Genomic DNA, 20,011 nt, shown 5'->3' with positions numbered 1-20,011 from the left:
TCCAGGCCGGGAGGCCTCATGACCAGCCGCCTCAGCACCGAGAACCTGCGGCTCAGCTACGGCCCGCTGGTCGTGATCCCGGACCTGTCCCTCGAGATCGCGGACGGGGCGGTCACGAGCCTGGTCGGGCGGAACGGCTGCGGGAAGAGCACGCTGCTTCGCTGCATCGGCCGGTTGCTCGACCAGCGCTCCGGCCGCGTGCTGCTGGACGGCAAGGAGATCGCCACCATCCCGTCCCGCACGCTGGCGCAGCAACTCGCGATCCTGCCCCAGGGGCCGACGGCGCCGGAAGGCATGACCGTCACGGACCTCGTCGAGCACGGCCGCTACCCGCACCGGCAGTTCCTCGGCATCAAGTCCGACGAGGACCGCCGGACCGTGGCCTGGGCACTCGAACAGACCGGCATGACCGACCTCGCGCACCGGCCGCTGGAACGCTTGTCCGGCGGACAGCGGCAGCGGGCCTGGATCGCGATGGCGCTCGCGCAGGACACCAAGATCATCCTGCTCGACGAGCCCACGACGTTCCTGGACGTCGCGTACCAGCTCGAGCTGATGGAGTTGCTGCGGCGCCTGAACCACGAGCACGGTACGACCATCCTGATGGTGCTGCACGACCTGAATCAGGCGGCGGCGTACTCGGACCGGATGGTCGCGATCCGCGGCGGCAGCGTGTACGCGAACGGCCGCCCGGCCGAGGTACTGACGCAGACCATGGTCCGGGACGTGTTCGGCATCGAATCCGACGTGATCGCCGATCCCCGGACCGGCAGCCCGTTGTGCATCCCGTACGCCCTGGCGCCGCGGCCCGAGGCGGTGCCGTCATGACCCGCGTCAGCGTGGTGCAACTGGGCTCTTCCGCGGATCGCAACGCCAATCTGGCGACGATCGAGAAGTCCTTGCGTACGGCGGCCGAGAACGGCAGCGCCTTCGCTTTCTTGCCCGAGGCAAGCATCTACCGAGGACCGTATGATCCGGTGCACGTCGAAGCCGAGGATGGGCCCGTGCTGGGCCGGATGTCCGAGCTGGCGCGGGAGCTGGAGCTGAACGTCGTCCTCGGCGGCGTGTGGACGCCGGGCGTCGACCCCGAGCACGCGGACAACAGTTGTCTGGTCTTCGACCGGACCGGGCAGATCGCGGCCCGGTACCGGAAGGTGCATCTGTTCCGGCTCGACCGCTCGGGTGAACCCGCGGACGACGAGGCCGCGTTCACCAGACCTGGCGACCGGACGGTGGCGCTCCGGGCTGGTGAGCTCACCATCGGGCTGAGCGTGTGCTACGACCTGCGCTTTCCCGAGCTCTACCGGAACCTGGCGGACGCCGGTGCGACCGTGCTGAGTGTGCCGGCCAACTTCTCTGCGTACACGGGGCCCGCGCACTGGGAGGTTCTGTTGCGCGCGCGGGCGATCGAGAATCTCTGCTACGTGGTGGCTCCGGCGCAGATCGGCACCGATCCGACCGGGTTCGCGGCGTACGGGCACAGCCTGGTCGTCGATCCGTGGGGCAATGTGGTCGCGCGCGCCGGCGACGAGCCCGCCGTACTGACCGTCGACGTCGATCCGGCGCTGGTCCAGGCGCGGCGGCTAGAACTCCGCTCGCCCCAGCACGCCCGGCCCGACGTGTACGCCCACCCCGCCCGGATCGAGGAGCTCGATGGCTGACATCTTGTTGCGTGAGGCAAGAATCCCCGCAGGTCCGTGGGCTCCCGAAGGGACCGGCGAGCCGACCTGGATGGCCGTGTCCGGCGGATCGATCGCCGCCGTCGGCCGTCCCGGCGAACCGGAGCCCGCGGCCGATCGCATCATCGAGCTGGACGGCGCGGTCCTGTTGCCGGGGTTCGTCGACAGTCATACGCATCTCGGCTGGAGCGCCGAGGATCGGTGGACGGTCAACTGGTCTGAGACGACGACACACGACGAGGCACTCGACAGCCTCCGTACGGTCGCCGCCCGGGTGACGCCGGGCGATTGGGTCACCGGCGGCGACTGGCTCTCCGGCACGCTGCCGGAACGCGAGCTGCCGGGCCTGGCCGAGCTCGATCGGGCGACTTCCGGCCGGCCGCTGTTCCTGCGCAGCCTCGACCACAGCATCGCGATCCTCAACAGCCTCGCGCTGGAACGGGCGCGGATCGACGCCGACACCCCCGATCCCGCCGGCGGCCGGATCGAGCGGTACGACGACGGTACGCCGACCGGCGTACTGCGCGGAACGGCGATCTGGAGCCGGCTTGCCGCGGGCGTCGTGCCGCCACCGAACCGGGCCCGGCGCCTCGCGGAACTGCGCGATCTGCTCGCCGATCTGTCCGCGCGGGGCATCACCGAGGTGCACGACATCGCGACGTACCCGGTGGAGGACCACCGGACGCCGATCCATCTGGAACGCTCGTTCACCGATGCCGGGCTGATCGACTCACTCGCCGGCGACTTGCCGTTGCGGTACAGCTTCCGGCCGTCGATCTGGCGGGTCGACGAGTTCGCCGAGGTGCAGGTTTCGTCTCCGCTCATCACGTTCGCGGGCTTCAAGATGTCGCTCGACAACGGGTGGTACTCCGAGCCGGGCGGCCCGCGGATCGACTCGTTCAGGTACCCGGGGGCTGAGGTGGCCGGCCGGCTCGGGAAGCGTGCGGACGCGTGCGGTGCCGCGCTGTCGATCCATGCAATGGGCGATCTGGGCGTCGCGGAGGCACTCGACATCCTGTCCGGGCTGCCGTCCCGGGCCGGTGCCGCAGTGCCGCCGCACCGGGTGATTCACGCCCGCCGGGTCCGCCGCGAGGACGTCGTACGGCTGGCTGCGCTTGGAGTTGCCGTCGAGGTGCAGCCGTGGGAGATCGTTGCCCAGGGCCCACGTCTGGCGGCTCGTGGCGGCGCCGAGTTTCAGCGCATGCTCAGTCCTTATCGTTCGCTGCTGGATGCGGGTGTGGTCGTGACGATCGGCTCGGACCGGCGGCTGGGCCTTCGGGTCGACCAGCGCGACACCGACCCGCTGGTCGCCGTACAACTCGCGGTGACCAGGGAGGGCTTGCAGCCAGAGCAGTGCATCACGGTCACGGAGGCGTTGGCGTGTGCGACCACGGCCGGCGCGATCGCTGCCGGGGCGGGTGGCCGGCGGGGGAAGGTCGCCGCCGGGTACGAGGCGGATCTGGTTGCTCTGGGCGACGATCCGGGGCGGCTTCCACCGGACCGGATCGCCGAAGCCCGACCGGTGCTGACGATGTCGGCGGGCCGGGTCGTGTTCGAGGAGGGTGCCCGATGACAACCGTCGGGGCGGCTAGTGGCATCGGGGCGGATCGTGGCGCTGGGGCGGTTGGGGGCGTTGGCGGGCCGGCCGTTGTCCGGGTGCCGCGGGGCGCGCACGGATTCGCCTTCGATCGAGCGGCGACGCCGGTGGTTCGGGTGCCGCCCGGTAGCTCGCTCGTGGTGGAGACGTACGACTGTTTCTCCAACAAGGTGTCCTCGAGCGAGCAGGTCTTCGGCCATGAGTCCGAGCTGCTCGACCTCATCGGGCAGTACAACCCGGTCACGGGCCCGATTTACGTCGAGAGCGCCGAGCCCGGCGACCGGCTCGTCGTACACATCGATCACATCGACCTCGGCACGTTCGCGCCGTACGCCACCACGCTGGTGACGGGCGACTCGAAGGGCGTCTGCGGTGGGCACTGGAACCCGCTCGACGACGGCCTGCCGGACACCCGGATCTGCGCGCTCGACGGCGACACGGTGACCTTTCCGGCCGGAGCGGGTGACCTGCGGCTCCCGGTACGCCCGATGATCGGCTCCATCGGGACCGCGTCCGCGACCGGCGGCGCGAGTTCGCTGGAGTTCGGGCCATTGCACGGCGGCAACGTCGACTGCCCCAGCATCACGACCGGCGCGACAGTTCTCCTGCCGGTCAACGTGCCCGGGGCGCTGCTGTTCCTCGGCGACGTCCACGCCGCGATGGGCGACGCCGAAGTCACCGGTACGGCGCTGGAGACGAACGGCGACGTACACATCACCGTCGATGTCGTGAAGGGCGGCGACGAACCTGTCACCCCGCGACTCGACACCGCGACCACGCTCGGCTCGATCGGGTGCGAGTTCGGCGCACCACTCGAACGCAACCTGCGGCACGCGTTCACGGACCTGATCGAGCGGCTGCACCGGGGCCATAGACTGACCAGGGTCGAGGCGTACGAACTGCTCGGCGCCACCGCACGGGTACAGGTCAACCAATGCGTCGCCGGTGGCTGGACCGCCGTGCATGTGAACATCGCGCGCTCCGTCGTACCTGATCCGGAGAAGACTGACGAAGGGGCGGGCTGAGATGCCGTTGCCAGGCGGCGACAAGCTGCCCATCCGGGTGAACGCCCAGGACATCGCGTACGAGCGGCTGAAGAGCTGGATCGTCGACGGCCCGCTCGAACCGGGCGAGAACGTCCGGGACACCGACGTCGCGGAGATGCTCGGCGTGAGCCGTACGCCGGTCCGCGAGGCGCTGATCCGGCTGTCCCAGGAGGGTCTGGTGGAGATCGCCCGCGGCCGCAGTACGCGGGTCGCCGACCTCCAGTTCGACCGCGCCGTACACCTCTATGATCTCGGCGGCGTGCTGGACGCGCACGCTGCCGAGATCGCGGCGACCACGCTCGGCGAGCCGGAGCTGGCCGCCCTGCGCGCGATGGTCGACGAGATGGCCGGCCAGCGGGATGTCGCCCGCGCGCAGGAACTCGACGAGCAGTTCCACGACGTGTACTACCTGGCCGCCGGCAACCCCGTGCTGACCGGCTACCTCGAACAACTCAAACTCGAACTGCGCCGCATCGAGCGGGCCGCGTTCCGTGACGAGCAGATCCGCAAGGAAGCGTACGAGGAACACGTCTGTATCCTCGCCGCCCTCGAAAACCGCCAACCCGAAGCCGCCCGCGAGGCGGCCCTCACGAACTGGCGCAACTCCTGGGCCCGAATCAAAGCCTGGATCGAACCCCGCACCGGAGCCGTCCACCCACACTAGACGGCAGGCGCGGCCCGACGGTGCGAACCTCGCCACCTGCCTCCTTCATGCCGCGTGCGCTCCCAGCTCGCTTCGCTCGGAGCGTTCGGCGTGCCGTGCCTGCAGGTGTAACGCTTTCCCAGGCGGGCACCGGCGGGGCGATGGCGATGGTGCTCAGCCAGCAAAGAGGCGGTAGGCGGTGGATCGCGCGGCGGTCTTGAGGCGACTCGGGAAGCTCGTCGCCGCGGAGCTGGAAAGCCTGCAGGACGTGCTCGGCGAGGGGCCCGGCCAGGAGGCATACCGTAGCGGCGCGCCCGTGATCGCTGACCTGAGCGACACCACTTCCCAGCTCTGGCCAGAATTTCCCGGTCCGCCATCGCGACGCACGACGGTTCGAACCGCCCATTCGCCGATCACTCCGCGGTGTACCAAGCGACCGGCATGCTGGCCATCCAGCTGGGCGCTTCGATGGAGGACGCACTCGCGATGCTGCGCGCCCACGCGTTCGCCCAGGACCCGACCTTGAGCGAGATCGCGGAGCAGGTGGTCGACCGTCCCATCGACTTCCGGGATTCCTGAGTCCCTGAACTGCGGCCATGGCCGAGGTCATCGCGATCGCGGTCCCGGCGACCGCGTTCTGCTGCCGGAGACAGTCAATTATCGAGCCCACGTGAGCCCGGCAGCCTGCGGGTGTCGATCAGCTCCTGGGCGACGTCTCGCAGCTTCCGGTTGTTGTTCTGGGAATACCGCTTGAGCACCTCGAACGCGCGATCGCCGTCGAGACCGTACCGCTCCATCAGAATGCCCATCGCCTGCCCGACGAGCTTGCGCGCGTCGACCGCCCGGGACAGATTTTCATCCCTCAGAGCGGTACCGATTGCTACCGTGGCGTGGCGGGCGAGGATGTGCGCTACAGCGACGTCAGCCTCGTCGAATCCGCCCGGTTCCTCGCGGTAAAGGCTCAGCACCGCGCCGTGCCGCCCGCTGACGAGCAACGGCAAATGCAATGCGCTCTGAATTCCAAGGGCCGCGATCTGCTTCCTCCAGACCGGAGACCAGCGCGTCTCGGCTTCCACCTGCGGAATCGACACCACCGCGCCGGTCCGGACCGCGGTCAGCACCGGACCTTCCCCGCTCTCGAGCTGCAGCCGGAACAGGTCGGAAAGCTTCGGATCGGTCATCGCGAGTACTTCGGCATCGCCGTCGGCACCGATCAGGGCAGCCGCGGCTGCGTCACACTCCACCGCCTGGCAGGCGAACTCCACGACCGCTTCGACGGTCTCCTCCAAACCATCGACATCGTGCAGTTCGACAGCCAGCCGAGCGAAGGCCTCCGCGATGGACTCCCCGGACACACGCACCCCTCCCGCTCGGCACCGAACGAGTCCATCATCCACCCGGCCGCGCCCTACGCACACCTCGACGAACCGGGCCGGCACCTCGACCGTGGCACTGGTGGCTAACTCTTGAAGGCGTCCTTGCTCCCGACCGGTCGCCTCCACACGCTTCACAGCCGGAGTAGACGCGGCCAAAACCTCACGTGCAACCCAGTCGCACCTACACACCCTCCGGCAAAGCCCGAGAACCCACCCAGAACCGGCCGTTGCCGGGGTCCGCGTCTCCTCGGTGTCAGTCCTTGTTTCGCAGTTGCTCGTTGATACGCAGGGCTTCGTCGAGCTGGTCTTCCAAGATGATGATCCGGCAGGCGGCCTCGAGCGCGGTGCCCTGATCGACGAGTTCGCGGGCGCGGGCAGCCAGGCGCAGTTGGTACCGGGAATAGCGGCGATGGCCGCCCTCGGACCGTTGCGGAGTGATCAGCTTGGCCTCGTCCAGACTCCGCAGGAAACCCGGAGTGGTCCCCAGCATCTCGGCGGCCCGTCCCATCGTGAAGGCCGGGTAGTCGTCATCGTCGAAATTCGCTGGGCCAGGTACAGGTTTTGAACTCATCGGTGTCTCCGTGTGCAGGTCTGGGGTCATCGGGCCTCCATGCCGATGGGCCCCGGTGCCGTAGCACCGGGGCCCTGTAGGGATTTGGGATTGTTCACCATCTACCGGCTGTTGGGCCGGCCTTTTCTGTCCGCAGCACGCCACTTGGAAGCTGACACTGCGGGGATCGCTGAATGCGTAACCGAAGACCACCTTCTCTCTGATGGAACCACGGCACCCGCCCGGCGACGTACTGGCACTGGCGGGCGATCCGACGGCGTAAATCCTCACCCTTCTCTCTCGAACAACACTTACCAACTACACCTACAGATACTACGAACTGCTACTACCTACTTGCTGACTACAACTACCTACTACGAACTACAACTACCTCGAACTGCTGACTACAACTTCGAACTGCCAACCACTACTTCATCCGCTCTGCCGGAACCCTTCTCAACCACCGGCTCCGGCCGACGCGGATCCTGGCGTGAAACCCGGGCCCGTCCACTGATCGGCCCGGCGGAGTCCGCCGTTCTGACACTTCACAACTTGGGACAGATCAGTAGCTGTCCACCTCAGCTTCGCTTCTCTACTCTGTCAACACGAAGGACACTACACAACCCATCATCGAATGTCTAATCCCGCCACCATAGATATTGAGCAAGCCCCGAGACAGCTTCAGGCCGGGCCGCACCAACCGGCCAAGGGGTGGTTCGTGTCAGCGATTCGCTGACATCTCCTGCTTGTCATCATTTCGATGACATGTTATAAGGGAAGTGCGTGTTGACACCACAGCTGGACAGCAGGAGGTGGAGGACGATGTTGATGCGCACTGACCCGTTCCGGGAGCTGGACCGATTCGCCCAGCAGTTCTTCGGAAGCCAGGCGCCGGGCACCTGGTCGCGCCCGACCCCGATGCCGATGGACGCCTACCGCGACGGCGACCGGTACGTCGTCTCGTTCGATCTGCCCGGGATCTCGCCGGAGGCGATCGATCTGGACATCGAGCGCAACGTGCTGACGGTCAAGGCCGAGCGCCGACCGGTGGAGCTCGGCGAGGGTGCCGAGATGCAGGTCTCGGAGCGCCCGCTCGGGGTGTTCTCCCGGCAGTTGTTCCTGGGCGACACCCTGGACGCCGACCGGATCGAGGCCGGGTACGAGGCCGGCGTGCTGACCCTGAAGATCCCGATCGCCGAGAAGGCCAAGCCGCGCAAGATCGCCATCAGCGCGGACAGTACCGATCGAAAGCAGATCGACGCCTGACCCTGGACGAACCACGCCCAGTCCCGGGTGACGTACGCCGCGCAACCGTCCCGGTGAAGTAAGACAAGTTGTCGAGGACACAGACGGAGAAGGTGAGCGATATGAACCTCGGCACCGGCCGGCAGTCACCGGCCGTGCGATGGCTGCCGGCCGAGCCGTTCGCGCACCTCGACGACATCCACCACCGAACCAGCCGCGGCCTGCACCACCTCACCGCCGCGCCCTCGACCGGCGGCGAACCGGCCCCACCCGTCGACGTCGAGGAAACTGCCGGCGAATTCGTCATCGAGCTCGACCTGCCCGGCGCGGCCACGCACCAGGTCACAGTGCAGTGCAACGGCCAGCAGCTCGTCGTACACGCCCAGATCCCGACCCGAGTACACGCCGGGACGCTGCGACAGTGCGGCCGGCGTACCGGGCCGGTCCACTACGCCATCAACCTCCCCGGACCGGTGCGCGGCGACAAGATCACAGCAACCCTGACCGACGGCGTACTCACCATCCACGCCCGCAAGCCTCGCCCGTGCCCCACCGTCTACATCGTCGACGCCGACACCACCGACGGGTACCTGCCATGACCGCACCGCCACTCGACCCGTACGCAATCCTCGGCGTCAGCATCGAGGCCTCCGACGACGACCTCGACCACGCCTTCCGCGGACTCGTCCGCGGGCTCCACCCCGACACCCGCACACCGAATTCGGACAACGCGGATGGCGCCGACCAGCGCCTGCAGGAACTCCTCAACGCCTACGCCACCCTGCGCGACCCGGTCCGCCGCGCCGCCTACAACCAGACCCAGACAGCCGCCCCCAGCGCGCCCTCAGCCGGCACGCCCTCAGCCGGCGTGCCTGCTGCGCGCCCTCGGAGCTCCGCGGCTGTCGCGTCCGATGCCGCACCGGTCCGGCTCGGTCCGGCGATCCGGGTCGGCCCCGTGCACTGGGAACCGCCACGACCAGGAGGAAAACACGATGCCCCCCGTTGACGACATCGAGACCTACTGCGACAACGGCATCTGGAAGACCCGCTGGCGCAACAGCCCGGAACCCTTCGCCGCCGGCGGCGGCCGGGACCGCCAAGTCACCCAGGGCGCCACCGTCGCACAGTGGTACGGCGTCGACCACATCATCACCAACCCCGACGGCACCACCGCCGAACACAACTCCTACCGCTACCGCAAGGAAGCCCACGCCACCGACCCCCTGGAGGCCTCCCCGACGGCGGCGCGCAACTCAACCCGCACCCCCGCACTGGCCGCCGGATAGGCACCCAAACCAGCGATCGGACTGTGGAACCGCGGCCTCCGGGAGCCAGGGGGCTGGCTCAACCGGAGACCACGACTGAGGATCCTGTACCCAGGCTCCCGGTTTCCAACTCCAGGTCTCGTCTCCCGTGGGCGCCGAGGACGTTACTGGCCCCAGTTGGGCAGTTCGCGAGTGGCAACCAGCTTCCGCGCGATTTCGCCGAGTCTGGTGTTGGTCTGCTGTGAGTACCGCCGCAGGACCGCGAAGGCTTGATCGGGGTGCAGATCGAAGCGTTCCATCAGGATGCCCTGGGCTTGGCCGATGACGGTGCGACCATCGACGGCTTCATGCAGGTTGTCGAGCTTCCGGGCGGAGTCCAGCGCGATCGACGCGTGTTGTGCCAGGATCTGTCCCACGACGATGTCGTCGGGGTCACCGAAACGGTCGACGGTGTCGGCGTAGAGGTTCAGCGCGCCGACTTTGGACTCGTCGGTGGCCAGTCTGATGCTCAGCACGCTTCCGATCCCGAGCTGGTTGACTTCGTGGCACCAGCGGGGCCAGCGCGGCTCTGACCGGGTGTCGGTGATCACGAAGGTCGCCCCGGCCTCGATCGCGGACAAGCACGGTCCCTCGTCGAGTTCCAGCTGCAACTGGTCGGCGCGGTCGACAACCGGTCCGGTGGTGGCAGCGATCTCGACCCGCTTCCGGCCATGCACCAGCATGACCCCGGCGTGGTCAGCGCCCACCAGCGCCGTCGCAAACTCCGCCACCGCCTGGACGGTGCGATCGGTGTCCGGCTGTTTGTGCAGCTCGAGCGCGATCTCTGTGATCGCCGTAGCGGCAGACTCAACCATCGGCCCCCTCCTCCGTGAATGCCGGCGGGAGCCGGTGTCCTTCCATCATGCACCGGGAATTGCCCGAAGCCGTGACTGGCGGTCGATCCGAGGAGAACAATCAGTCTTTTCGGCCAGTGAGCGTACGCACTGTAACGGTGGGCTGCCCCGCGCAAGCGAGTCGCGTTCAAGCGGGGTCAGCTGCCGATTGCCGAGCGGTCGCCGACGGTACGTGGCGCGTGACGATGACTTGCTGGGCGACCTGGCTCATCGTGGTGCCAGTTCCCTTCGAGTGGCGCCGCAGGATCGCGAAGGCCGCATCCGCATCGATGGCGAAGCGTTCCATCAGGATACCCATCGCCTGCCCGATCAGCTTCCGGGCGTCGACCACTCGGTCCAGTTCCTCCAACCGGCGGCTGCTGGCAATGGCAACCGCGGCGTACCGGGCCAGGATGTGGGCGCTCTGCTGGGCCTCGGTATCGCTCAACCCTGCGGGCTCGAGGTGGTACAGCGACAGCACACCCTGAACCTGTGCACGCGCGACCATTGGAACGTGCAACACACTGCCGAGGTCGAAGGAGACAGCCTCGGTGCGCCACTTCGGCCAGTCCGTCGCCGCACCGACATCAGGCACGTACACGGTGTGGCCACCGGCCAATGCGTCCAGCAGCGGGCCGGCGTCCGCGTCGAGTTCCCATTCGCACAGTTTTTGTACGACAGCATCGGTGACCGCGCCGACCACGGGCCCGGCCAGAACGGCTCCCGCATAAGTGCAGCCCGCCACCTGCCGGGCGAACCGCACGACCTTCTCGATTTTCTTTTCCATCCCCGGTACGTCATGCAACTGCACCGCGAACTCGGCAAAAAGTTGAGCCGAGCCGACTGAAGGGGTCTGTGGCACCGTCAGCTCCACGCAAACAACGGAGTGCGGGTCACCCACGCTTTCGGAGCGATGCACCGGGCAGCACTATACAACGGCCGGCGGCCCGGGCCGCGGATCGGCTTTCCAGTACGCGGCCGGGCGCCGACCTTCGACGCGCCAATTCCGGCATCCCCTGGAGGTCGGAGGATGCGATTAGGAATTGACGATCTGGATACCGGATGAATATGCAACGTTCGGTGTTCAGCAGGGCAGCACCGAACAGGCGGAACAGGAGCAGCCCCGGCCATGCGTACCCCTCCTGGCCGGGGCCGCCCCCTTGTCTGTTGTACCTACGCCTCGTCCTCGAGGGCTGCTTTGAAGCGATAGAGGTCCGCGACGACCAGGCGGTGCAGGATTCCGGTCTTTTCGGCGATGTTCTCGACCACGCCTTGCGGATCGAGGTTCAGTTCCACGGCGATCGTGGTGCTGCTCTCCCCCCGCGGCTCGAAGCTGACGGAACCGCCCAGCATCAACCCGGGGCTGCAGCTCCACGCGATGCGCTGCCCCGGTCGCTGCTCGGTGATCGTCGCATCGAACTCCCGGACGAACCCGCCGATCGAGGTCACCCAGTGCGAGTGCACGCCGTCGAAGTCCCGTACGTCGTCAACGCCGTCCATGTACTGCGGAAACGAGCTGACGTCCTGCCACTTCGCATAAGCCAGCTCGAACGGCGCCTGGACGTCGACCGACTCGGTGATGCTCTCCATACCTGATGCCTCCTGCCTGCCGCGCCAGAACCTGACGCGATAACGGTTGGCGCACAACAAGTAACACTCTGCGCAGACAGAAGCCTCGCACGCCCCCACCAAACCTCTCCACAGGATCGCGGACTGCGACACCGGCCGACGGCTAGAAGCTCGTTGTGCCATCGCCTGGAGTGCACCGCCACAGACAGGTCGTACGCGAAAACCGGAAGTCCCGGCTGATCCACGGCCGGAGGTCTTCGAGAACCTCTTTACCGGCGGCGGACCGAGAGTTCGCTGGTCGCCTGGGAGGGGCTCGACACCGGGCAGGTGGCGGAAGCGGCCGGCCGACACGTGCTCACACCGTCAGCTCGCCGAATGCTTCATCCGGCAGGACCAAGCCGCTCGGGCGGCCCAGTGGTTCAAGCGGACCGGCGATCAGGCCGACGCCGCGCTGGCCGCTCCGTACGCGGGCCTCCGAGCGCCGTACCGAGTAAGCGGACCACCGCGGACCCGCGTACCGATGTTCTGCGTCGACCCCGCTGCCCGGCGTGCAGGGCGCGATGAACGGCAAAGCGCCGCAGAACTTCCTGATCGACACCGGTGGCGGCATGCTCTCGTTGACCACTGAGACCGCGCAACGTCTCGGTCTCCGCGCGGTCGCGACGAGTGTCACGTACCCGGCTGGTCAGACACTGGTGACGTTGCCGGACGGTACGCGGCCGGCCGGTGCGATCGGTACCGAGCTCGTCCAACGCTTCCTGACCACGATGGACTACGCGGGCAAGGTACTGGTGCTGCGGCAGAAGACCGCGAGTCAGCAGCGCGCGTTCCATCGGGAGCCTGCCGGGAGCCACCGTCTTCCGTTGTGGCTGGGCGGGGATCACATCCCCTGCACTCTCGGCAGTTTGAACGACGACGGGTCAGGTATCGTGACTCTGGACACAGGTGCTAGCTCCTCGGCTTCGACGCCATCGCTGGAGTAAGTCAGTCCGTGCGGATCGAGGGCCTTCGCGCAGCACGAATGCAGATAGTCAGGCGCTGCCCCACGACCAAGGCCAACCCGCGGGGCGCATGCTCCCGGCGGACATCGAGGTACGCGTCCCTGCGCTGCACAACTCCATCGATCGTGGCCAAGCGGACGTCGTAGCGGCAATCACCAGATGCATCAACGCAGCCGGAGCCTATTCAGGTGGATTCTCCGCGTGGTCGATCCAGCCCGACCTGATGTCGTCCGCGGTCATTCCAGGGGTCAGCTCGACATGCCCGTTGTAGGCCTCGTCGACTGCCCAGATGCGCCCGGCCGGTTCCTCAGGAAGGACTGATCGGAGCCACAGCATGACCTCGATCGCCTGCTCGGCGCTGCCATCGGTGGAGATGCTGTCACGAGTACGGAAGTGGCAGATCTGGAACACCGGCTCACCGGACCGATCGATGCGCGCAGCGACATCCACCGGCGATTCATGGCCCGCCCGCTGGACTAGCGACGTCACCTCCGCACCGAAGCCCACAACGACCGCTTCCTCAAAACGCTCCTTGGCCAGGTCCAAACCATCCACGTCGGGCGACAAGATGACGATGTTCGGCATCAGCGTTCCTCCTCCGACCAGACCTGGACATCCAGACCGACTTCCTCACCAACGATTCTCCGCCCACGCTCTGCAAGGAGACGGCACGAAGAAGCTCTCCAGACCGCACTGGCGAATACCGGCAGATCGGAATTGCAATCGGCATCATCGCCGAGCGCGACACCCAGCCGGCCGGCGCGAGTGGGTCAATAGGAATTCCATTGAGTGGGGGGTGTCCGGTCCGCTGCGGTGTTGCGTGTTGCGCGTGGCCGGAGCCGAACGCTCCGATACCGGATCATCTGCTGTACGACGGGCTGTCACTTCCCGGCGCCTAAATCACTGGGGGTGCGGCCTGGTCGGCTGCTAGCCTTGTGGGGACCGTGCAGGTGATCGAGGAGGTGGTACCCCATGAACAAGTCGACATGGGTGCTTCTTCCTGGAGTCACGGTCGGGCGATAGGTCGTCCGGGAGCGCCGTTCAAGAGCTCTTCCGAAAGGCACGACCATGCAGTTTTTGTCCGAACGACGCCTGGATGACACCGTCCTCGAGCGCGAGTTCGCCCTGTCCGATGTATCGGGATACCTGTGGACGCCTGCGTCAGTCTCGTCCCCCGAGCACGCGCCGCTGATCTTGCTGGGTCACCCAGGGAGACTGGGACCGATGTACCCCCGGCTGGTGGCCCGCGCTCGCGCGGCCATTGGCCTTGGCTTCGGCGCAGCCACGATCGAGCTCCCCGGTACTGGTGCCCGTTCAGGCTCTGGTCCTATCGAGCAGGGCCGTGCTGCGCTGCAGCAGACGATCAAGGCCGGCGCCCGGCCGACTGAGGAAATCATCGATTCCTTCATTCTCCCGTTGGCCGACCAGGCCGTCCCTGAGTGGCGGGCCGTCGTGGACGCCCTGTTCGAGCTACCGGAGTTCGGTGGGCCGGTTGGCTACTCCGGAGGTGTCATCGCGATCGGCACCCGACTTGCCATCGTCGAGCCACGCGTCACAGCCGCTGGCCTCTTTGCCGGCAGTTACATTCCCCGCACCATTCTCGAGGAAGCACGCCAGGTCACCATCCCTCTGCACGTGCTGCTGCAGTGGGACGACGAAGGCAACGACCGGCAGCGCGCCTTGGAGCTGTTCGACGCTTTCGGTTCGAAGGAGAAGACCTTGCAGGCCAACCTGGGCGGCCACACCGGCGTCCCGCAGTTCGCCGGCGACGACGCGGCCCGGTTCTTTGCTCGGCACTTGCAGACAGCGGACCGACGATTGCGGTCCCCCAGTTCCACAGCTGCCGAGGGCCACCAAACGCCTCGATGAGGAAGAGCTCACTCTGTATGGACCTTCCAACAAGGCCGCGGTCCTCATCGATAGCTCGCGTGGCATCGGGCGCACCATCTCGGCCCGCCTTGCTCGCGAAGGGGGCCGTCGTCGTCTGCATCGCACCCGTCCCCCGACACCTGACGACGTACGCATGATGCGCTGGACGGTCCGCCGCAAACGGCTGGAAGGACTGGCCGAGGCCTGCGCTCACCGCAGCAGCTGTCACCAGTCACGTCCGACCTGGACGACGCGCTGGAGTGGATGGAGGTGTCCCGCCCCGCTGGTGTCGAAGGCCTGGTGACCAAGGGCACGTCGAGCCGGTATTCGGCTTCCCGTAGCTGGATGAAGTACAAGTCGAGAGAAACGGTCGAGCTCATCGCCGGTGGCGCAATCGGCCCAATTCCTCGGGACAGACGGCGGTGTAGCCGCGTGGTGTCGAGGTTCAGATGCCCGAGAAGAGTCGTGGCGATGTGCAGCGGCAGCCCAGTCGAGACCGTCTCGGTGTCGGGCAGGCAGCGGACGTCGTGCGGTGTGAAGGTGATCGGCATGTCGGTCTTGCTCGGGGTGATGATGCAACAGCGGCACCGGCGTGCCGGTCGTGGCCGAGGTGAAGTGGCGCAGCAGCTGGGTGAGCTTGAGCGGTTCCTCGATCCGGACACCGGTATGGCACATTGTCTCGATGACTGCTCAGGCTCAGAACCGGCCTGCTTCGGCTGCGGTCAGACCGACCGGCTTGCTTGGTTGGCTGCCGGCAAGATGCGGTGCCGCATTGATGAGCCGCAGGCCCGCAGCAGGCTCGGTTGGTCACGCTCCAAATGATGCGGGGCGGCTGGTGCAGCTCGAACACCACATCGACAGCGAACCGCTCACCGTGGCTGACCTGTCCGGCCGCGATCAGAGCCACCGGTGAACGGTGTCCATGCCGCCCCGTCAGGGAATCGCGCCCCGTCGGCGACGCGAGCACCTATCAGGACCGTGCGCCCACGCCATCGCTGCCATGGCCCGCACTTCAAATCAGCACTCAGTTGCGGAGCTGAGCCCCTCTCAGCAGTTCCGCAGAACCTTGTTGGCCCCGGTGAAGCCGCCGCCGAAGTTATGAGTGGTGTGTGCCTTCACGCAGGCTCTCGCCGTGCCGTGGAGCGGACCCGACTTGAGCGCTTCCACGTACTGGCCGTGATTGACGCAGTTCGTGAACAGGAAGTCGCCCCCGTACCAGTGCTTGAAGTGTCCACCGCACTTCTTTGCGCGTACGGCGCCGACCGAAGTGGGCTCGGAACTCGCCGGGGCCACAGCCACCGCCGGCGAGCTACCCAGGAAAGTTGTTACCAGCACGAACGCACAACCCAGTGCGATCTTGTGCATGTCGCCCTCCTCTACTCGGCATCACTGAACCGAACTGTAAGGTTCAAGATGCCGCGTAACAAGGCAAAGATTGTTGCGATCCTGGATCACCACCGCACCGAAGGCCGGCACCCGGCGGGCGTTCGCCGACAGACTTCCATCTCGGCGGAGTCAAACGGTTCGCCATCCACGGCCCCCATTCCCGCACAAGGCGGGACACAGCTGGTGGACTAGAATTCACTACCACCGAAGAGGCCGGGGTGGGACGAAGCGGCATCGCCCCTGGCAATCGAAGCCCGGTGGCACTCGATGGTGGCACAGGCTCTAGCCGGAGTAAGAAATGTCAGACGATACGCGGCCATTTCCACCATTCCTGCTGGTGGACGACGACGGCTGGCTCGATATATACGACAATTTCGAGGATCTCATTGGGGATCTGGAGGCCCCGTTCTTGGATGAAATCGCCTGGCTCGTCGACGGCAAGGCGCGGGCAGTCAGGTTGACTGCCCGCGGGGACCGTATTGAGCTCGCAGGCATGGAACCGGCAGTTGACCAGGCCGGACTCTACGAAGCAATCGACCGCTTCTTCGATCGTTGGACCATGACAAGCCCACCCCCGCATTGCGATAGCGAATCTGAGTACATCGCTAGCGTTGCAGCTCAATATCGGACCGCGGAGTTCCGTCCGCGGAAGCGCAAAGACCGCTAGGCCAATACCGTGGAAACGCGAGCACATCAGTTGGGTTTGCGATTGAAGGGGTGCGTGTGCACGGCTGCGGATCTGTGCCGACCAAGAATTAATGATTTCGAGATTGGCCATACGCGCGAGAGCTCCCAATGGAGGGCGATGGCCGTGGCTTACGTCGCTGCCTTTCCCTGCATGGTAATCGGTCTCGGATCAATCACACCCTCAGCCGGAGCATCGGTCCTGCCTTTCGAGCGGCACTGCGCGGAAGGGAGCGATGATGTGTGCGCGAAGGGTGATCACCGAACTTCTGGAGGAGTCAACCGAAGCCCGGAGGATCGTGGACATCGAGTCCGATCAGCTGAACGCTCTGCCGGCACACCGGGAAGCCGGCCCAGCGTTCCTCAAAGACCTGTTCAACCTCTGATCGACGAGGTCAGGTATGAGGCGCGTACCCGCACTGAGTGACAGCGCGGCCATTCACGCCCGGTATCCATGCCCCGGGTGCCCATCTCACCCAAGCAGCAGCACTACTCGGGCTCGGACCCGCCCACTTCGACGACGGTCGACGACTACTTCGGCAGGCGCCGCCGAAACCCCAGAGCAGCCAAGCATCTAGAGGAGGCGCTCAGACACGGCCCCAGAAGTTTATAGCTTCTGGGGCATATTGCCAGGTCAGAGAGCCGGTGAGGGGATTTGAACCCCTAACCCCCGCTTTACAAGAGCGGTGCGCTGCCAGTTGCGCCACACCGGCGGGTGTGCGGGAAACATACTAGGGGATGGGGGTGGGGGTGAGGCCAATTTTAATCGGGGGTGGGGGTGGCGGCTGGGTTGGGGGTGGGGGGTTTGGTGGGGAGGTGGTGGCGGAGGGTGTGGGCGCCGGGGATGGCTAGAAGGGGGATGGCGGCCATGGTTAGGAAGGCGGTTGTGGGGTGGTGGACGAGGAGGCCTACGGCGGTGGCTACCAGGAGGCCGCCTAGGTTGCCGGACATCCAGATCAGGCCGGCGGCGGTGCCTTCGGCTTCGCCGGTTTGGCGTTCTACGAGTTCCAGGACTATGGGGAGGGCTGGGAGGAGTAGGAGGCCGATCAGGGTGATGGAGAGGTAGCCGGTTGCGGCGCTGGGGGCGATGGCGAGGAGGGCGCAGGCGGCTGCGGTGGTGGCGAGGCTGGTGATCAGGAGGCGGGATTCGGCTTGGTGGCGGGCCACGAAGATGGGGATGGTGGCGCTGCCGAGTACGCCGGCGATCACGTTGACCAGCAGGATGGTGCTGGCGGTCGTGCCGGAGACGCCGGCTGGTTCCAGCAGGGCCTGGGCGAAGGTGCTGATGGCAACGAAGACGCCGAACGGGAAGATCGCCAGTACGCAGAGGCGGCGGATCAGCGGGTCGCCCCAGGCGGCGGCCAGATTTCCACGGGTGGTCGCGGCAATGGGCGCGGTTCCCGGAGCGGCGGATGCAGGCGACGGGCGTGGAGCGGCGGATGCGGGCGACGGGCCTGGAGCGGCGGCCGGCGCTGGGGCGGAGGGGGCGGGGCTGAAGGGGCCGGGGGTGCGGAGGGCGAAGGTTAGGACCGCGGCGGCTGCGATGGTGAAGATGGCGGTGACGAGCAGCATGGTGGGGAGGGCGGTCGCGGTGGGGAAGATTGCGGAGAGCAGGAAGGCGATCACCATGCCGGCGAAGATGCTGGCGGTGCCGGTGGCGATGCCGGTGGGGCGGTGTTTTTCGGTCAGGTACCGGCCGGTGATGCCGGTCACGGCGTTCAGTACCAAGGGCTGGGCGATCGACGCGATGATCTGACCGGCCAGCAGCCAGGTGTACGAGTCGCCGGCCAGGCGAATGGTGGCGCCTAAAGCTGTAAGGACCGCGCCCGCGATGAGAGCGGGGCGGAACCATCGGTCCAGCGCCAGGCCGCAGGGGATGGCCAGTACGACGTACAGCAGCGGGAAGACCTGGGCGAGCCAGCCGATCGCGCTTTCGGAGACGTGGTACCGGGTGGCGGCGACTGTCGTGACGCCGGCGAAGTTGAGCCAGACCAGCTGGGTCGCCGCGCCGACCAGGGAGTAGCCGACGATGGCCGACCACCGGCTCCGCGTTTGCATGGGCGCACTGTACTCCTGAGTAGCATCCGAAACAGCTCGTCGCGCCATCCCCGTCCGCACGGTGTCGATTTCCGCCTGCCCCGATCGACGCTGGGGTGTAAGACCACAACTCAGGAGGAAAACCAAGATGTCGTTTCAGGCTTACCTGGACAAGATCGAAGCGAAGACGGGCAAGACCCCGCGGGAGCTGGTCGACGAGGCGAAGGGGCGCGGGTACGACGCGAAGGACGTGAAGGCCGCGGTCATCACCGACTGGCTGAAGGAGGACTACGACCTCGGCCGCGGGCACGCGATGGCGCTGGTGCACGTGATCAAGAACGGGCCGCGGATCAGCGACAAGCACGTCGGCAGTACGGGTACGCACGCCGACGCGAGCAACATGCTGTGGCTCGATGGGAAGGCAACGAACCCGGCGCTACGGTAGGCGGGTGGATTCGAAGAAGTCGCCGCGGGACAAGTGGATCACCGTGTACGGGCGGAAGCCGGTACTGGAAGCGCTGCAGGATCCCGGCCTGTCGGTGGCGAAAGTAGTGGTCGCGGACAACGCGACCGGGCATTCGCTGCAGGAGATCCTGCGGGCGGCGGACAAGGACGGTACGCCGGTCGAGCGGGCGACGGCCAGCCGCGTGAAGTGGCTGGCCGGGAACGGGAAGCACGACCAGGGTGTAGTCGCGGACGTGAACGCGCCGCGGATGACGCCGCTGGAGGAGTTCGTCCGGGAGCGCGGGAAGCGGCCGACGAACGTGTTCCTGCTCGACGGCGTCACCAACCCGGGCAACGTCGGGATGATCCTGCGGACCGCGACCGGTGCCGGGTTCGACGGCGTGATCCTGCCCCGGGCGGGGACGCCGCATGTCGGGCCGCTGGTGATCAAGGCGTCGGCCGGGGTCGCGTTCCAGGCGCCGATCGTGAACACGCCGACCGCGAAGGCGGCCGTCGATCTGCTCCGGACCGCCGGGTACCACGTGTACGGGCTGTCCGCGCGAACCAGCGACTCGCTCTTCCGGACCGAGCTCGCACCGCGCGCCGTGTACGTACTCGGTGGCGAGACGAACGGCATCACCGTACGCACCGACTCCGACCTGCGGATCCCGCTCAACCCGGGCGTCGAGTCCTTGAACGTCGCGGTCGCGGCGGCCGTGGTCGCCTTCGAGGTCACCAACCGCTGACT

25 protein-coding genes and 1 tRNA gene are annotated in these 20,011 nt (G+C 66.8%); 17 read left to right on the top strand and 9 right to left on the bottom strand.

The window, feature by feature from the left end; genetic code table 11:
- Positions 1–18 precede the first annotated feature (18 nt).
- From ABD260_RS14875 to ABD260_RS14850, 6 genes are all read left to right on the top strand, one after another.
- Complete coding sequence (locus ABD260_RS14875; RefSeq protein ID WP_344234083.1) at positions 19–828, top strand: ABC transporter ATP-binding protein; 810 nt, start codon at positions 19–21, stop codon at positions 826–828.
- A complete protein-coding gene (locus tag ABD260_RS14870; protein ID WP_344234082.1) occupies positions 825–1,661 on the top strand; it encodes a carbon-nitrogen hydrolase family protein in 837 nt (278 codons plus the stop codon). Before ABD260_RS14875 ends, ABD260_RS14870 begins: the two co-directional genes overlap by 4 nt.
- Positions 1,654–3,252: an amidohydrolase gene (locus ABD260_RS14865; protein ID WP_344234081.1), complete on the top strand. Its 1,599-nt coding sequence runs from the start codon at positions 1,654–1,656 to the stop codon at positions 3,250–3,252. The genes ABD260_RS14870 and ABD260_RS14865 overlap by 8 nt, the downstream gene beginning before the upstream one ends.
- On the top strand, positions 3,249–4,301 hold the full coding sequence (locus ABD260_RS14860; RefSeq protein WP_344234080.1) for an acetamidase/formamidase family protein: 1,053 nt from the start codon (positions 3,249–3,251) through the stop codon (positions 4,299–4,301). The genes ABD260_RS14865 and ABD260_RS14860 overlap by 4 nt, the downstream gene beginning before the upstream one ends.
- Before the next feature lies 1 nt (position 4,302).
- On the top strand, positions 4,303–4,986 hold the full coding sequence (locus ABD260_RS14855) for a GntR family transcriptional regulator (RefSeq protein WP_344234079.1): 684 nt from the start codon (positions 4,303–4,305) through the stop codon (positions 4,984–4,986).
- A 330-nt stretch (positions 4,987–5,316) separates the two neighbouring features.
- Positions 5,317–5,544, top strand: coding sequence for an ANTAR domain-containing protein (locus ABD260_RS14850; protein ID WP_344234202.1), 228 nt, complete (start codon positions 5,317–5,319; stop codon positions 5,542–5,544).
- Between the two features lie 74 nt (positions 5,545–5,618).
- Here the strand turns inward: ABD260_RS14850 and ABD260_RS14845 are convergent, their stop codons facing one another.
- Both ABD260_RS14845 and ABD260_RS14840 read right to left on the bottom strand, forming a co-directional pair.
- Positions 5,619–6,476 carry a GAF and ANTAR domain-containing protein gene (locus ABD260_RS14845; protein ID WP_344234078.1) on the bottom strand — a complete coding sequence of 286 codons (858 nt, stop codon included), beginning with the start codon at positions 6,474–6,476 and terminating at the stop codon, positions 5,619–5,621.
- A 118-nt stretch (positions 6,477–6,594) separates the two neighbouring features.
- Positions 6,595–6,942 (bottom strand): MerR family transcriptional regulator, encoded by a 348-nt coding sequence (locus ABD260_RS14840; RefSeq protein WP_344234077.1) that lies wholly within the window; start codon positions 6,940–6,942, stop codon positions 6,595–6,597.
- 771 nt (positions 6,943–7,713) lie between these two features.
- Here ABD260_RS14840 and ABD260_RS14835 point away from each other — a divergent pair.
- The 4 genes from ABD260_RS14835 (at position 7,714) to ABD260_RS14820 (ending at position 9,422) form a co-directional block, all read left to right on the top strand.
- On the top strand, positions 7,714–8,157 hold the full coding sequence (locus ABD260_RS14835) for an Hsp20/alpha crystallin family protein (RefSeq protein WP_344234076.1): 444 nt from the start codon (positions 7,714–7,716) through the stop codon (positions 8,155–8,157).
- A 101-nt stretch (positions 8,158–8,258) separates the two neighbouring features.
- Positions 8,259–8,735, top strand: coding sequence for an Hsp20/alpha crystallin family protein (locus ABD260_RS14830; RefSeq protein WP_344234075.1), 477 nt, complete (start codon positions 8,259–8,261; stop codon positions 8,733–8,735).
- Positions 8,732–9,142: a J domain-containing protein gene (locus ABD260_RS14825; RefSeq protein ID WP_344234074.1), complete on the top strand. Its 411-nt coding sequence runs from the start codon at positions 8,732–8,734 to the stop codon at positions 9,140–9,142. Before ABD260_RS14830 ends, ABD260_RS14825 begins: the two co-directional genes overlap by 4 nt.
- Positions 9,129–9,422 (top strand): hypothetical protein, encoded by a 294-nt coding sequence (locus ABD260_RS14820; protein WP_344234073.1) that lies wholly within the window; start codon positions 9,129–9,131, stop codon positions 9,420–9,422. Before ABD260_RS14825 ends, ABD260_RS14820 begins: the two co-directional genes overlap by 14 nt.
- A 143-nt stretch (positions 9,423–9,565) precedes the next feature.
- On the opposite strand, the gene ABD260_RS14815 is transcribed toward ABD260_RS14820, so the two are convergent.
- From ABD260_RS14815 to ABD260_RS14805, 3 genes are all read right to left on the bottom strand, one after another.
- Positions 9,566–10,255, bottom strand: coding sequence for a GAF and ANTAR domain-containing protein (locus ABD260_RS14815; RefSeq protein ID WP_344234072.1), 690 nt, complete (start codon positions 10,253–10,255; stop codon positions 9,566–9,568).
- A gap of 166 nt (positions 10,256–10,421) precedes the next feature.
- Positions 10,422–11,147, bottom strand: coding sequence for a GAF and ANTAR domain-containing protein (locus ABD260_RS14810; protein ID WP_344234071.1), 726 nt, complete (start codon positions 11,145–11,147; stop codon positions 10,422–10,424).
- 299 nt (positions 11,148–11,446) lie between these two features.
- The gene (locus ABD260_RS14805; protein WP_344234070.1) at positions 11,447–11,863 is read right to left on the bottom strand and encodes an SRPBCC family protein; all 417 of its coding nucleotides are present in this window, start codon (positions 11,861–11,863) and stop codon (positions 11,447–11,449) included.
- A 539-nt stretch (positions 11,864–12,402) separates the two neighbouring features.
- On the opposite strand from ABD260_RS14805, the gene ABD260_RS14800 reads away from it, so the two are divergent.
- The gene (locus ABD260_RS14800; protein WP_344234069.1) at positions 12,403–12,825 is read left to right on the top strand and encodes an aspartyl protease family protein; all 423 of its coding nucleotides are present in this window, start codon (positions 12,403–12,405) and stop codon (positions 12,823–12,825) included.
- 198 nt (positions 12,826–13,023) lie between these two features.
- On the opposite strand, the gene ABD260_RS14795 is transcribed toward ABD260_RS14800, so the two are convergent.
- Positions 13,024–13,428, bottom strand: coding sequence for a hypothetical protein (locus ABD260_RS14795; protein WP_344234068.1), 405 nt, complete (start codon positions 13,426–13,428; stop codon positions 13,024–13,026).
- A 483-nt stretch (positions 13,429–13,911) separates the two neighbouring features.
- Between ABD260_RS14795 and ABD260_RS14790 the strand changes: the two genes are divergently transcribed.
- Positions 13,912–14,712, top strand: a complete 801-nt coding sequence (locus ABD260_RS14790; protein WP_344234067.1) for an alpha/beta hydrolase — start codon at positions 13,912–13,914, stop codon at positions 14,710–14,712.
- Between the two features lie 549 nt (positions 14,713–15,261).
- Complete coding sequence (locus tag ABD260_RS14785) at positions 15,262–15,534, top strand: hypothetical protein (protein WP_344234065.1); 273 nt, start codon at positions 15,262–15,264, stop codon at positions 15,532–15,534.
- Between the two features lie 225 nt (positions 15,535–15,759).
- On the opposite strand, the gene ABD260_RS14780 is transcribed toward ABD260_RS14785, so the two are convergent.
- Entirely contained in the window at positions 15,760–16,077 is a 318-nt protein-coding gene (locus ABD260_RS14780; RefSeq protein WP_344234064.1) for a hypothetical protein, read from the bottom strand.
- A gap of 358 nt (positions 16,078–16,435) precedes the next feature.
- Between ABD260_RS14780 and ABD260_RS14775 the strand changes: the two genes are divergently transcribed.
- Positions 16,436–16,765: a hypothetical protein gene (locus tag ABD260_RS14775; RefSeq protein ID WP_344234063.1), complete on the top strand. Its 330-nt coding sequence runs from the start codon at positions 16,436–16,438 to the stop codon at positions 16,763–16,765.
- 271 nt (positions 16,766–17,036) lie between these two features.
- Positions 17,037–17,168: a hypothetical protein gene (locus ABD260_RS14770; RefSeq protein ID WP_344234062.1), complete on the top strand. Its 132-nt coding sequence runs from the start codon at positions 17,037–17,039 to the stop codon at positions 17,166–17,168.
- A gap of 254 nt (positions 17,169–17,422) precedes the next feature.
- Here ABD260_RS14770 and ABD260_RS14765 read toward each other — a convergent pair.
- Positions 17,423–17,495: transfer RNA gene (locus ABD260_RS14765), tRNA-Thr, on the bottom strand.
- A 49-nt stretch (positions 17,496–17,544) separates the two neighbouring features.
- Positions 17,545–18,840: an MFS transporter gene (locus ABD260_RS14760; RefSeq protein WP_344234061.1), complete on the bottom strand. Its 1,296-nt coding sequence runs from the start codon at positions 18,838–18,840 to the stop codon at positions 17,545–17,547.
- A gap of 127 nt (positions 18,841–18,967) precedes the next feature.
- Between ABD260_RS14760 and ABD260_RS14755 the strand changes: the two genes are divergently transcribed.
- The gene (locus tag ABD260_RS14755) at positions 18,968–19,264 is read left to right on the top strand and encodes a DUF4287 domain-containing protein (protein ID WP_344234060.1); all 297 of its coding nucleotides are present in this window, start codon (positions 18,968–18,970) and stop codon (positions 19,262–19,264) included.
- A 4-nt stretch (positions 19,265–19,268) separates the two neighbouring features.
- Positions 19,269–20,009, top strand: a complete 741-nt coding sequence (locus tag ABD260_RS14750; protein WP_344234059.1) for a TrmH family RNA methyltransferase — start codon at positions 19,269–19,271, stop codon at positions 20,007–20,009.
- Positions 20,010–20,011 lie beyond the last annotated feature (2 nt).

This window comes from Kribbella hippodromi (assembly GCF_039531045.1).
In the GTDB taxonomy this organism is placed as follows: Bacteria; Actinomycetota; Actinomycetes; order Propionibacteriales; family Kribbellaceae; genus Kribbella; species Kribbella hippodromi.
Note: the sequence above shows the minus strand (reverse complement) of the source record. Positions and strands in the feature narration are given on the sequence as shown.